Raw genomic sequence first — 14,228 nt, forward strand, 5'->3', positions numbered from 1 at the left:
CTTAATGCTTTAAAAAATTAATAAAGGAAACCTGACTGAAAAGAGCAAGTGGAATGAAAGCGACATGTATGGCGGCAGCAAAGGAGAAACGGATTATTACCGCTACAATGGATTTAACCAGCTTTCGGAGTTTGAGAAAGATACGGGATTATCCCAAAACGAGAAGTATTACTACTACTACAACGCCGACGGGCTTCGGGCAAAGAAGGTAAAAGAAGACCTTGGGGCAGAAAACGGTAGCGGAACGAGAAGTGCAGCCCTAGACAAGAACTCCGATGTTTCCGGAATGGCAACTCAGCTCACTGCACCTAAAAAAGCGTTTACAACAAATTACTATTATAACGGGGGCAAGCTTGTTCTTGAAACTGACGGAGAAGGAACGACTACCGCAAAGACCCTCCACGGAATCCATCTCATCAAAAGAGAGGTCATGAACGTGCAGGGTATAGGCTTGACTCCCACTCAGGGGAGCTCATGGGGAACTTCTTCTAATGCTACACCTGGCAGTGCTGTGGATAAGAACGGCAATATGACCTACTTCTTTGTTCAGAACAGCAGGGGCGATGTTATAAAGCTGCTCAATGAAAACGACGATATCATAAGGGATTATGAATATGAACCCTTTGGAAAAGAGCAGGACGTAAAAACCAACGGCTACGGAGCAGATTATTACTCCGCTAAGTGGAAGCAGGAAGTAGAAGATAACGCCATTGATAACCCCTTCCGATTTGGCGGAGAGTACAAGGACAATGAGTCGGGGAATTACTACCTGAGAGCAAGGTATTACGACCCTGAAACGCAGAGATTTACTCAGGAGGATACATATAAGGGTGATTATAAAGACCCAATGAGCTTGAATGCTTACGCATTTTGCAGCAATAATCCAATTGACAGGATTGACCCAAGTGGAAATAAGGACGCACCTGCTGGTTGGCATAAGGCACCAAAAAAGAAAGTAACAAAGGCTTCTTCTAGTAGTAGCACAAAGAAGAGTAGTTCTTCACGTAGTGCAAGCACGAAGAAAAGCAGCTCGTCAGGTTCAGGTAAGAATACCAATAAAGCAAAATCCGGTTCCTCAAATGCAAACAGTACAGGTAAGTTTAATCTCGGAGGAATAGGAACGACAAAGATTAGGAGCATTGGTTCAAAGTCAACGGCATCAACCAATGGTGGAGCAATCTCAATTAAAGCAAATACTGCATCTACGAGCACGAAGGTGAGGAATTCCGGTGGTAATAGCCCAAGCACTCCAAAATATCGATATTATTCAAATACAACGATAAAAGAGCTACCTTCGGAAAGCAAACTAACTAAGCTGGCAAAAATTGTAGAGGTAGATGTTGGAATGGGTACCGGACTTGAAGTTGGTGGCAAAGCTGGAGTTGCAACGGGTAAGTTAGGTGGTCACGTCGATGAGCTGTCTCTAAAAATTCAGGATGGAAATGCTAGCATTGGAAAAGAGATTAGCGGAGGGGCTAAAATAGGACTAATTGGTGATGGAAACGCAATGGAAGTCGGTGCCGATTATACAGTTTACAATAGCTATCTCCACAGTGATAATGCAGATCCATTAGTGGGTATTTATACAGATCCACATAGTCAAAAAGAGTCAACTTATGGCCTTACTGTAGGAAAAACAAGCATTATTGGAGCAACTAGTGGAAATAGTACCGATTTCAAAATACCAATAGGTGTCGGCGCTTATGCTGGAATTGGAGCGCATTGCTATGTTTCCATTAATGTTACCCATTTATCTGAATTTATAGATAGCGCTTTTGAGCCATAATAAAGAATTGTAGTTACAGACAAAGCTGTGAAAGAGAAAGTATTAGGAGATGAAGACATGAAAGAAAAAAGCTTTATTATAGTTGGAGTAATTGGTATTACGATGTTTATTGTTGGCTTCACCAGTTACTCAAAACTTCATACGATAATGTGCACTTTTGGTGAAATTTTATTTGGGTTATCTTTGCTCATGTTGGGGAAAAAAGTAAAAAACAAAAAACTTGCACTATTTATTAGGATTTTCTCATGGTTCATAATATTTGTTTCGGTATTGATGTTAGTCTGCTATATGTTTTTGTTTAACAAATTGAGGTAAGTATGGAAGATATAAAGGATTTGGCGATTATCTTGACATCGCTTTCTATAGCCCTGTTATTGTTTTACTTTAGGTATAAGTTTCCTCATTTTAACATGCATTTTAATTTTATTAATCACTTTGCAATAAATGATTTTAACTATGACAAAGAGTGCAAAATTCATTCAAAGGGGGACATCGAAAAATTTAAGAGAAGGGCAGTTAATTTACTGTAAAATTATCATTACTATAATAGCTCTCAATATATTTTTAATTATATATCTCTCTTGCCTTCTTCAATAATTCCGCCCACTAGAAATTTCAACAATTTCAGCAGATTACAAAATGCAGATTTGCCCAAGAATCAAAAGGGAGGTCACAGGCTTGGGCTACTGTGACCTTTCAAAAATATACAATAGGATTTCTGTAGAATTGATTTTTCTGAAACTGTAGGCAAGGGATTGTTTTCTCATCTGGTACAGGTCACGGCTTCACCATTGAATTTGTGAATTAAAAGGTATCTTCAATGAAATTATTTGGACTTATGTAATAATGGAATAGATAACCGAAGTCAATTCAGAAACCAGCACCAAAATCAACAACTAACAAAGATAATGGAAACGGTACAGTTACAATAAAATACTATAGCCATGGCCAAACACAAACAATTACAGCAGATAAAAATGTTAATCCGAAGGCTATGGCACAAGGAGCATTGAGGGCATTAACTGATACAGCACGAGTTGTATATGCAGATACGAAGGCAAACGAATATGCAAAACAGAACGCTGCAAACAGCATTGGCTCTTCATACTGTGGAACAAAAACTAAATCTGATTCTGCTACGACGCTTGGTAAAAAAACAGTAAACATTTATGCAACTACACTTGCTAATAACGATAAGTATAAAAACACATTAAATTATCAAGCGGGATACTTTGGGATGAGTGTTGCAATGATAGCAGGCTCAGCCGCTTTGGAGGGTGGAAGTGAAGCTCTTGGGGGAGCGGGTAATAAGACGGGTACAGAATTGAGTAGACCATATATAAGAAAAAGGGTCATTCAAGAGGTAGAAGCTAATGCACCTAAAACAGCAGATGGTAGATTTATTGACCCGAACACAGGTATGCCGATTGAGGGAAAATATGATCTGGGGCATAAGCCTGGAAATGAATTCTGGAGAGAAAAAGCTAAGGCCCAAAGTGAAGGTTTGACCCAAAAAGAATTCAATGATAGAATGAATAATCCGGATTATTACCAAATAGAAGACCCAATCTCTAATAGAAGTCATAAATACGAAATGCCAAAATAAGGGAGGCGTAGAAAATGGAAAAAATATTTAAAGCAATTTTATCTGAAACAGACTTAGATTCATTAAAAAAACTAATAGAATCAGGAGAAAATGTTGATGCGCAGGACAAGGATAAACGGACTCCATTAATTCATGCTGCTATAGATAATAAAATCGATCTAGCAAAAGTATTAATAGAAAAGGGAGCCAACATCAATATCCAAGATTCATTAGGATATACACCACTGCACTATGCAGCTCAAAACTATTACCTAGAGTTTGCAAAACTGCTTATTGACAATAATGCTAAAGTCGATTCTCAGGACATTCATGGCAACACACCTTTATTTAGGGCAGTATTTAATGCAAAGGGAAGAGGAGAAGTAATCAATTTATTGACTGAATGTGGAGCCGATAAAAATCTAGTTAATAATCATGGAATATCGCCATTGCAATTAGCTAAAACAATAGCAAACTATGATGTAGCGCAGTTCTTAGAGTGATTTGTTTCGGTATTCAATGGACCCTATGTGCACAGTAAAAATTTAAAAACATTTAAGCAGAGAAGTTAAACAAATGCTGTTTTTTCTTCTCTGTTTTTGTTTTGTATGCCATTTTGTATCTGCAAATCAAACATCATTCAGTTGACTATGTTAAACTCTTTTTCTTCTATGTCCTTCATTTTTGAGTAAATCGGACTTTAAAACTAATCATTTTTTTAGAGTTAATATCACACACAAATTAGCCAGGCGCCCCCGGACCAAATAATACTTACCCACCTTTGTCCACTTGGTTGTCAGAGGATGTAATTCCAGGAGAGAGACTCATCAGTTGAGGTTGTAGTTGTAGTTCAGTTGCCAAACAGGAGGAAAATCAAAGTGAATAGACGAAAAGAAACCCACACAGTAGTCATATTAGACTACTGGAACACGAAACTTTGCGAGATAACATTTGAAAATACACCAGCTGAGTTTCCAAAGCTCATGTGAAAAGTAAAGAAATATTGCAGCTAAAAAAAGAACCAGTATATGGACTGGAAAATGCTTATGGCTACGGTGGAGGTCTTGCCGTATGATTACTTGCAAAAGGATTCATCGTTAAAGATGTAAATTCTTCGTTTTCATATATTCCAAAGCAGCAGGGCGACCTTCTTGTGCTAAGGTAATTTCAGCATATATTGAATTTACTCTTGCATATGGAATTTAACTTTTCATTTTAGCCTAAATACTCAGTACCAAATTTTATATATTGAAAAATAAACATACGTTCTGAATAATGCAAAATATGAGAGGGTTTTCCAAGTGGATATTCTGCACATAGACGCAAATTCTGCCTATTTAAGCTGGACGGCAGTATCTTTAATGGAAAAAGGAATACCAAACAGATTGAGTATATATACAAGGACACGGAAAATTTCCGTATAATATAAGCATAGATGAAATTGGATTAGCAATAGGCATCTATGCTTCTTTTTTTTTTGATAGGTTTGATTGGTCAAAGGTGTCAAATTTAGGAGGTATGCTCTGCCACAAAGTATTAATCAACATACTTGCAAATCATTTGATGAAACAAGCTGGCCTTGCGCCTATGTAACCAACGAAAATGAACCGGCAGTGTAAGGATGTTGTATGTCCAGATAGTTGTGTTATGTTTAGGGTGACTTGGAAATGAGAGTTTTATTTTTGAAAAATATAGGAGAATCAAAATAGTAGTATTACGCTTGTAATAAGGACTTAAAAATAAAAGCATTTACATCCTTTTTATAAAGATATAAATGATGTAGAAATCCCCATTGCATATTAGCTCATGGTACCTGTTATATTAATATAACTTCTACACCTTTATCAGCTAAAAGAACGCTTGTTCTCTGGTTAGATGTTTGATATAATCATACTAGTTAAAATAGGAATGATAAGTTGTAATGTACTTTCAGAGGATTATCAGAGCGAGTTTATTTCACTTACTATAAAAGTGATGAACCTAAGGATATCATAAAAAATCAGATGAGAAGTAAAGAAACAATTGAATTTCTAAGCCCTTAGAAGCAACATAATGCAAGATTTAAAGGGATTGGAATTCTTTAGAAGGCAAGCGGATTTAAATGCTTTCACATAAAGAACTAAATTTAAATAAATAAATTTTAAGGAGGCGACCGGAGAATAAATATGAAGAACAGAATTTATTTTGCAATCGATTTAAAATCATTCTATGCTTCAGTCGAGTGTATGGAACGAGGACTTGATCCGCTGACCACAAACCTTGTTGTTGCTGACGCAAGTCGAACTGAAAAAACCATTTGCCTCGCCGTATCCCCTCTCTAAAAGCACATGGTATTCCCGGTAGACCCAGGCTGTTTGAGGTGGTGCAGAAGATTAAGGAAATAAATGCGGCACGGCAAAATAAGGCAACAGGACGAGCTTTTTCTGGTGTTTCCTTCAGCGATACTGAATTGAAATCCTCACCGGGTATTGCGCTAGACTATATTATTGCTCCGCCTAGAATGGCGCTTTATTTAGCGTACAGCACCCGGATTTACAATATATACTTGAAATACATTGCGCCCGAAGATATCCATGTCTACTCCATTGATGAGGTATTCATTGATGCTACAGATTATCTGAGCACTTACAATCTTTCGGCTCGTGAACTTGCCACAAAAATGATTCTGGATGTACTTAAAACAACTGGCATTACAGCATCGGGGGGAATAGGCACAAACTTGTACCTTTCCAAGGTAGCTATGGATATTCAGGCAAAGCATATTCCGGTGGATCAAAACGGTGTGCAGATTGCTGAATTGGATGAAATGAGCTATCGTTGCTTGCTGTGGTCGCATCGACCTCTAACCGACTTTTGGCGTGTTGGTAAAGGGTATGCCAAAAAGCTTGAGAAACAAGGTCTCTTTACTATGGGAGATATTGCAAGATGCTCTCTCGGTAATCCTAGCGATTATTACAATGAAGATTTACTATACAAGCTATTCGGCATCAATGCGGAGCTATTAATTGACCATGCGTGGGGTTGGGAGCCATGCACAATTGCCGATATTAAAGCCTATAAGCCAAGTACAAACAGCATTGGATCTGGGCAGGTACTTCAATGCGCCTATCCTTTTGACAAAGCGAAGCTAATCATGCGAGAAATGACAGATTTACTGGTACTTGATTTGGTGGACAAAAGGCTTGTGACCGACCAACTAGTTTTGACGGTTGGATATGATATTGAAAATCTGACAGACCTGAAGATAAAGGAATTATATAGTGGGCCAATCACTATAGACCATTACGGACGTTATGTTCCGAAAGCTGCCCATGGTACGGTAAATCTTGGCAGGCAGACCTCCTCGACCAAGCTTATTATAGATGCCGTCATAGAACTGTTTGAGCGCATTGTTAACAAAAATCTTTTGATCAGGAGAGTTAATATCGCAGCGAATCATATTATTGATGAGAGAAGCATTCAAAAGAATGATAGCTTTGAACAGCTTGACTTCTTTACTGATTATGTGGCTTTACAAGCAAAAAAAGAGAAAGAAGAAGCCGAGTTTAACCAAGAAAAAAAGATGCAAAAAGCTTTGCTCGAGATAAAGAGGAAATACGGCAAAAACGCAGTTCTAAAGGGGATGAATCTTGAGGAAGGTGCTACTACATTAAACCGGAATAAGCAGATTGGAGGGCACAAGGCATGACAAGGACATATGACGATATTATACATCTACCGCATCATGTTTCTACTACACACCCTCATATGGCAGTCAGTGACCGGGCAGCTCAGTTTTCTCCCTTCGCCGCCTTAACTGGCTATGATGCAGCAATCAAAGAAACTGCAAGACTGACTGATGAGAGAGTTGCCATAGACGAATATATGAAAGATGTTTTGAACAATAAGTTACGGATTATCTTAGATCGGATTAAAGAACATACCCAAATCGCAATCACTTACTTTCAGCCGGATGAAAAGAAGAATGGCGGATCCTATGTTACCACTTCTGGTACGGTTAAAAAGATAAATGAATATGAAAGGATTGTCGTTATGACCGATGATACAGAGATCCCTATTGATGAAATAAGCAGCATAGATGGGAATATATTTGAAAATATGTAGTAATTGCTGATAACTACTTTCAAAACAATATGAAGCATAATTCTTAGAAACGTGTTGTACTGTTTTGAATATGAAGAACGTAGAACATTCTTATATTTCAATATTTTTAACGTGTTGTACTGTTCAACACTAAAGATAAGCTGTATAAGATGTAGAAGAGAAAAATCAAGACCTTAATTAAGAAATAGAAAAATATATTACAGAAGAAATAGCAGATTTGGTATAATACACTTTAGTATATTAATTAAAAGGTGTATACCACCTAATGTTAAATAATAAGTCCTCAATTATACATAGTAGGAGATTAAGTTATGTCAATATATGTTAAAGACTTGTTTCAACTGGATATTTTTAAAAAATTTAAAATCGTTGCTGGTCAAAAGGGGCTAAATCGCAGGCTTGAAGCAGCTCAGGTATTAGATTTCGAGTTTGTTGATGATTATAAAGATAAAAGAGCCATCATGTTTGATAAAAATAGCTTTGTGCTAAGCAGTCTTCTGTTTGCAAAGGGCGACGAGACAATTTTAATGGAGGCTATGAAAAATTTGGTAGACTTCGGCATTAGTGCTTTTGCCTACAAAAATGTCATCTATAAACAGTTGCCAAAAGAAATTATTGACTTCGCCGATAATAATAATTTACCCATTTTAGAATTTCAAGATGAAGATGCCTATTTTGAAGATATTATTTTTAGCATAATGAATCTGTTAAAGGCAGACTCTAATATTAGTTTAATTGAAGAAAAAATAAAAGAAATCATCAATCAAGAACTTTCCAAGGAAGAAATAGAATCCAGAATTGATGCAATGAATCCTAATTTACAAAATAAAATACAAACATTTTATGTAGAAATAGGAGATGAGAAGAAAGTAATGAATTTACTTTTATCCTTTAATCCGCCGGAGAAGCTAGAGAGCAGATGTATTTTTTCAAAATACAAGAAGGATATTTTATTTATATTTTCTACAGATAAAGAAGATAGAAATTTACAGCATAAACTGGAGGATACACTATTTTATCTGGGATTAAAAAAAGATGATTTTAAAATTGCAATGAGTGAGGTCCATGAAGACAGAAGCAAAATAAAGATGGCTCTGGAAGAAGCTGTGCAGGCTGCAATTGTTGGTAAAATTGAAAATAAAAAGGTAATAAAGTATGAAGAAATCGGAATCTATCAAATTCTATTGCCTGAAATAAAATCCACATATCTGCAAAAATATATGAAAAGGTATTTAAATTCAATATTAAATATAAATGAAGGGGAAAGTGATTTAATTAAGACTGCGGTACAATATGTTTTGGCCGGGGGAGATTTAAATGCAGCATCAAATCGTTTGTTTTGCCATAAAAATACGGTGCGCTACAGAGTAAATAAGATACATGAATTAATTGATCCCCAAAGTAATAAAATGGAGTTTTTTGAACATTTAGATGTAGCTATAAAGATTTATTTACTTAATGAATATATGAATTAAAAAAGTAAAAGACAAAGCTTTTAAGGGCTTTGTTTTTTTGTTAATTATATTAATGATATTTTATTCATTGTATATTATACAAAAAAATGGACGCAGGTTTGTACAGCAGTTTAATGAAATAGAGAAATTATTAAACTATACTAAAATAAAAATACCGAAAGGTGGAATGAGTATGTTTAAGTTGAAAGTTTTATGTAAGGAAGAAACAGAGCAAATACTTGCAATGAATGCGGTTATTGATAAAGTGCAAGAAGTATATAAACAAAAAGCATTAGGAGAAACAGAGGTATTCCCACTTATTTTTCATGAGTTTACTCCCGGTGTTGCAGACATGGACATTAAATCAGGATGGTTAAAAGGCAGCGGCTTGTTTGGCTTGAAAGTAGTGTCCTGGTTCGGTGAGAATGTCAATAAACAAATACCTGCTCTGATAGGGACTGTTCTAGTATTTGATGATAATACTGGGGCACCAATTGGAATTCTGGATGGTTCATATATTACTGGAATTCGTACGGGAGCAGCGGGTGCTTTAGGGGCTAAATACTTGGCAAGAACTAATTCAGAAAAATTATTGCTGGTGGGAGCAGGGCATGTAGCGGCTTTTCAAATTGCAGCTATGTTAACGTTATTTCCAGATATAACGGAAGTAATGGTTTATGATGCTCTTGACTACACTTCTGCTGAGGCTTTTGTAAATAATATTAAGACAGAATTTTTAAACAAACTTGGAATAACCTATAATAAAGATTTGGAATTTAAAGCAGTTAAAGATATAAAAAGCGCTACTGAAAAAAGTGATATTATCATAACTGTAACACCGGCCAGAGAGCCCCTCATAATGGCTGAATGGGTAAAACCAGGGACACATTTTAGTTGTATTGGTGCAGATATGGCTGGGAAAGAAGAAATTGATCCGCAAATACTTAAGAGAGCAAGGATTTTTGTTGATGATGTAAATCAGTGCATAAATGTGGGAGAAATAGAAATTCCCATTAAAAAGAATATCATCACAAAAGAAGATATTGCAGGTGAAATTGGTGAGATTATAGCAGGCATAACAAAGGGAAGAGAGAATGAGGAACAAATTACAGTATTTGACGCAACAGGAACGGCTTTGCTTGATTTGATAACTGCAAAACTAGCATTTGAAGAAGCAGAAAAAAAGAATATAGGAACGACTGTAAATTTATAGATACAATTATGGAGGATTAAAAATGAAGATTAGAAATTTTAAAGTTGAACAATGGATGAATGAATATGAAGAGGATGCAGTGTATAATTTAGGAGAAACCTGCATTGATTCTATGACTTTAAGAGAACTATTGGAATTATCAGGGAAGAATCCGGAGGAGTTTTTAGTATCTTTGGGGGATGAAAGAATGACTTACGGATACATAGAAGGTTCACCTGAACTATTAAAAGGTATTGCAGGTTTATATGAAAATATTCAGCCTAATAATGTGATACCCACTCATGGGGCTATAGGCGCTAATCATCAAGTCATTATTTCCTTAATTGAACCAAAAGATAATATGGTATCTGTCATGCCGACTTATCAGCAGCATTATTCTATACCTGAGTCCATTGGTGCAGAAGTAAGACCCTTACAGCTTACTTTAGAAAACAATTTTCTGCCGGATTTAGATGTATTAAGAAGCCTAGTTGATAAAAATACAAAAATGATAACAATAAATAACCCTAATAATCCCTCTGGATCATGGATTCCTTTGGAGATCATGAAAGAGATAATAAAAATTGCGGAAAATGTGGGAGCATATATTCTATCAGACGAAGTATATAGGGGTATATCAGAAGATGACAGTTATATGCCTTCCATAGTAGATCTTTATGATAAAGGAATCTCTGTAAGCAGTATGTCAAAAGTTTTTTCACTTGCCGGTTTAAGACTTGGATGGATTGTATCAAAAGATCCAGAAGTACTTCAGGCATGTAAAATCAGACGGGATTATGATACTATAAGCTGTGGAAGGTTAGATGACCTGTTTGCAGGGATTGCACTTTCCAATAAGGATAAAATATTTGATCGAAACAGAAAAATACTTAATCACAATAGAGAAATACTTGATAAGTGGGTAAATGAGACAGAAGAAGTTCACTATATTAAGCCAGTAGCAGGAACAACGGCTCTTGTTTACTATAAGAAGAACATTCCTTCTTATGATTTGTGTGTACGATTAATTAAGGAAAAGGGACTATTATTTACTCCGGGTTCTTGCTTTGAATTAGAAGGTTGTGTGCGAATTGGATATGCATTTGATTCAAAGACTTTAAAAGAAGGTCTGGATAAATTTACGGAATTCCTGAAAGAGATTTAATTTTGGCTGGGCACAAGCTTTCTGTCGGCAAAAACATATCAGACATAAAGTACAGTCTTTGTTTGATTGGTTTGATTATTACAAAAACAAAAGAGACCTTCCAAGGTCTCTTTTGTTTTGCAATTAATAATTATATTTTAGAATGAAGCAGATTAAAAGCTTAAAAGCAGATTTCTGCATATATCAATTTGTACTGCAATGGTAAGTTGTTCCATTTGTTTTGGAATTTTATAGCTAAGATTTGTAATAGAACTTATTTTATCTAATCGATACCGGATTGTATTTACATGCTGTGCCAGCATTTTAGCAGTTGCACTAAAATCAAAACTAGAATCCACGTAGGCATTTAATGTTTCCATAAGGCATGAATTATTTTCAATATCATAAGTTTTAACAGGGTCCAGGGTGGATTCACAGAACTTCTTCATTTCATTGGTTTTACAAAGAGAAAAGATAAGTTTATAAGTACCTAAATCCACAAACCTTCTGTAAGAATATAAATCAGAACGGTTCATAAGAGCAGCATACATACTTTCTTTTAAACAATCTGCAAATTCGTTTAATGTAAAATGAACATCGCTGATACCAATTGCAGATTTATTATCTGGAAATAAGGTATTGAGGATATATTGAATGTTTTCATCCTTGTACTCTGTTGTAATCTGCTCTGAAGAACAGATGTAAAAGATACCCCGATTATGAAAAAGCAGGCGGTTTGAAGGACGATATAGTTTACTCTGAGTATATTGGCGAGAATACTTTATAAATTGCAGCCTGTCGAAAAAATCTCCACATTCAAGATAAATTGCAAAATACTGTTCTTCAAAAGAGGGATTTATCAGATTTACGTGGTACTTCGTTGAGGTTTCAGAAAGATCCTGATTGAGTAAAATATCAATCTCGTGGATCGAAAAATCAGTTTCTTTTAGCTGTTCAATATGTCTGTTGACGTTATATATTACATCTTCGAAAAATATATGTTGCGTAGTGGTAATAAGGATTGGGAAATTCTTGGAATCCGCATACCTTAAGGCAGTTTCAGGTATTTGAAGATGAAAGACGTTTTTAATGAGGAGACCACTTGCTCCTTTTGCAATTAAATGTTTAACAGCATCGTTGATTAAAAAAGGGTTGTCTTTTGTATAAAGAAATGTGGTCATTACAAATTGATATTCATGAAAATTGGTATGAAAATATTTGTTCTTTAGTTCAGATACAAGCTCATAATCCAATATGCCAGCAGAGGCAATTTCTCTGGATAAACCACCACTTCCAGCAATGAGTGTTACGTCAGGCTGAAATGAATTCATTAAATCTGAAACAGTATAAAACATATTACCCCTATGGCCTACTAAATAATTGTAGAATTATACAAATTAAAATTTCAATAGAATACTGAAATATAGCGGATTGTATTATAATTGTAAAATTATTTTTCTAAAAAAACAAGACTGGTAATAGATATATACAAAAATAATTAGTAATTTTTATATATTAGTACAAAAGTATCCCCCTTTAAAGAAGTAAATAGGACAAATATAATAAAGTAAAAGCATGTGCAATCAATTTCCAATAGTAAACACTTGTGACACGCCCTGATAATTAGGAATTTACACAGGGAATATAGTAAAGGAGAGAAAATTATGAGAATAAGTGATTTTAAGGTTGAAAGATGGCTAAATCCAAGATGCAACGGGGTTCCACATAACCTTGGATCCAGCTGTGTTAATGCACTGACGGTAAAAGAGTTTGCTGAACTTACGGGTCAGAAGTCTGAAGATCTATTAAATTCCATAGAAAATCTTGATCTCCATTATGGTGATTTTCAGGGTTTATTTAGACTGAAAAAAGCTATTAGCAAATTGTATAAAAATATAAACCCAGAGTTAATTCTTACTTCACATGGGGGTACGGGAGCAAACACAATGGTAATGTCGGCTTTTGCAGAACCTGGCAAAAATGTTGTGGTGATAACACCAAATTACCAGCAACATTATGCTTTTCCTAAATCAATTGGAGTTGAGGTAAGAGAGCTGCGAATGACAAAAGAAGATGGATGGCTTCCTGATCTTACGCGATTAAAAATGTTAGTAGATAAAAATACTTGTATGATAACAATGGCTAATCCTTGTAATCCTACCGGCACCTATTGTGGGGAATCCATACTACGAGAGATTGTAAGAATTGCAGATAGCGTGGGTGCGTACATTCTCTGTGATGAAATTTATCGTGGTCTGGATAATTTCTATATGCCTTCCATTGTGGATTTGTATGATAAAGGCATTTGCACCAGCAGCATGTCCAAAGTCTTTTCCATGGCAGGAACTCGTGTGGGATGGGTTGTAACCAATAGGAGAGAGGATTATGAAGTTTTGGAGAACTGGCGCTCCTATAATACCATTTGCGAGGGTGTTTTCGACGAGATGATTGCTGCAATCTGTCTGGAGAATAAAGATAAAATCTTAGAGAGAAGCAGAAACATTGTAAATGAGAATCGTAAAATTGTGAATGAATGGATGAAAGTTCAGCCGCATCTTAAGATTTATGGAGACAGCCATTCATCCATATCATTTGTAAATTATGATTATGATATAAGCAGTAAAGAATTTGGTGAAAAGGCATATGAAGCAGGAATACTGGTGTGTCATGGCGAATGCTTCGAAGAAGAAAAAGGCTTTAGACTTGGATATGGATGGGATAAACCAGAAGCCTTAAAAAACAGTCTTGAAGCTTTTGGTAATTTTCTTAAAACTTTAAGCGATTAAGGGGGAAAAGCTTATGGAAGTAACGATTTTGGGGCGTAAAGATTTAGAGAAGACAATAGAAATGCCCAAAGTAATTGAAAAAGTAATGGAAGCATATAAATCAAAATCCAATGGGAAGACCACAGTCTGGCCCTTGTATCTTATGATTTTGTAGACCAACAGGCTGTAATGGATATA

At 35.6% G+C, this 14,228-nt stretch carries 12 protein-coding genes; 11 read left to right on the forward strand and 1 reads right to left on the reverse strand.

From position 1 onward, the window contains the following. Nucleotides 1-64 precede the first annotated feature (64 nt). From Ami3637_RS14760 to Ami3637_RS14800, 9 genes are all read left to right on the forward strand, one after another. Complete coding sequence (locus Ami3637_RS14760) at nucleotides 65-1,786, forward strand: RHS repeat-associated core domain-containing protein (RefSeq protein WP_162363229.1); 1,722 nt, start codon at nucleotides 65-67, stop codon at nucleotides 1,784-1,786. Between the two features lie 27 nt (nucleotides 1,787-1,813). Then, nucleotides 1,814-2,101, forward strand: a complete 288-nt coding sequence (locus tag Ami3637_RS14765) for a hypothetical protein (protein WP_162363230.1) — start codon at nucleotides 1,814-1,816, stop codon at nucleotides 2,099-2,101. 679 nt (nucleotides 2,102-2,780) lie between these two features. After that, entirely contained in the window at nucleotides 2,781-3,392 is a 612-nt protein-coding gene (locus tag Ami3637_RS17665; RefSeq protein WP_243158032.1) for an HNH/ENDO VII family nuclease, read from the forward strand. 14 nt (nucleotides 3,393-3,406) lie between these two features. Continuing rightward, entirely contained in the window at nucleotides 3,407-3,874 is a 468-nt protein-coding gene (locus Ami3637_RS14775) for an ankyrin repeat domain-containing protein (RefSeq protein WP_162363231.1), read from the forward strand. 1,856 nt (nucleotides 3,875-5,730) lie between these two features. Beyond that, nucleotides 5,731-7,059 (forward strand): Y-family DNA polymerase, encoded by a 1,329-nt coding sequence (locus tag Ami3637_RS14780; RefSeq protein WP_330586681.1) that lies wholly within the window; start codon nucleotides 5,731-5,733, stop codon nucleotides 7,057-7,059. Beyond that, nucleotides 7,056-7,475, forward strand: a complete 420-nt coding sequence (locus Ami3637_RS14785; RefSeq protein WP_162363232.1) for a YolD-like family protein — start codon at nucleotides 7,056-7,058, stop codon at nucleotides 7,473-7,475. The genes Ami3637_RS14780 and Ami3637_RS14785 overlap by 4 nt, the downstream gene beginning before the upstream one ends. A gap of 311 nt (nucleotides 7,476-7,786) precedes the next feature. Next, entirely contained in the window at nucleotides 7,787-8,950 is a 1,164-nt protein-coding gene (locus tag Ami3637_RS14790) for a PucR family transcriptional regulator (RefSeq protein ID WP_162363233.1), read from the forward strand. 172 nt (nucleotides 8,951-9,122) lie between these two features. Continuing rightward, nucleotides 9,123-10,142 (forward strand): ornithine cyclodeaminase family protein, encoded by a 1,020-nt coding sequence (locus Ami3637_RS14795; RefSeq protein WP_162363234.1) that lies wholly within the window; start codon nucleotides 9,123-9,125, stop codon nucleotides 10,140-10,142. A gap of 22 nt (nucleotides 10,143-10,164) precedes the next feature. Beyond that, the gene (locus tag Ami3637_RS14800; protein WP_162363235.1) at nucleotides 10,165-11,286 is read left to right on the forward strand and encodes an aminotransferase; all 1,122 of its coding nucleotides are present in this window, start codon (nucleotides 10,165-10,167) and stop codon (nucleotides 11,284-11,286) included. A 152-nt stretch (nucleotides 11,287-11,438) separates the two neighbouring features. On the opposite strand, the gene Ami3637_RS14805 is transcribed toward Ami3637_RS14800, so the two are convergent. Further along, nucleotides 11,439-12,620 (reverse strand): PucR family transcriptional regulator, encoded by a 1,182-nt coding sequence (locus Ami3637_RS14805; RefSeq protein ID WP_162363236.1) that lies wholly within the window; start codon nucleotides 12,618-12,620, stop codon nucleotides 11,439-11,441. Nucleotides 12,621-12,929: 309 nt separating this feature from the next. On the opposite strand from Ami3637_RS14805, the gene Ami3637_RS14810 reads away from it, so the two are divergent. Both Ami3637_RS14810 and Ami3637_RS17135 read left to right on the forward strand, forming a co-directional pair. Continuing rightward, nucleotides 12,930-14,051 (forward strand): aminotransferase class I/II-fold pyridoxal phosphate-dependent enzyme, encoded by a 1,122-nt coding sequence (locus Ami3637_RS14810; RefSeq protein WP_162363237.1) that lies wholly within the window; start codon nucleotides 12,930-12,932, stop codon nucleotides 14,049-14,051. Nucleotides 14,052-14,064: 13 nt separating this feature from the next. Beyond that, nucleotides 14,065-14,205, forward strand: coding sequence for a hypothetical protein (locus tag Ami3637_RS17135; RefSeq protein ID WP_202931061.1), 141 nt, complete (start codon nucleotides 14,065-14,067; stop codon nucleotides 14,203-14,205). The last annotated feature ends 23 nt before the right edge of the window (nucleotides 14,206-14,228 follow it).

It is taken from the genome of Aminipila terrae, from assembly GCF_010120715.1.
Classification (GTDB): Bacteria; Bacillota; Clostridia; order Peptostreptococcales; family Anaerovoracaceae; genus Aminipila; species Aminipila terrae.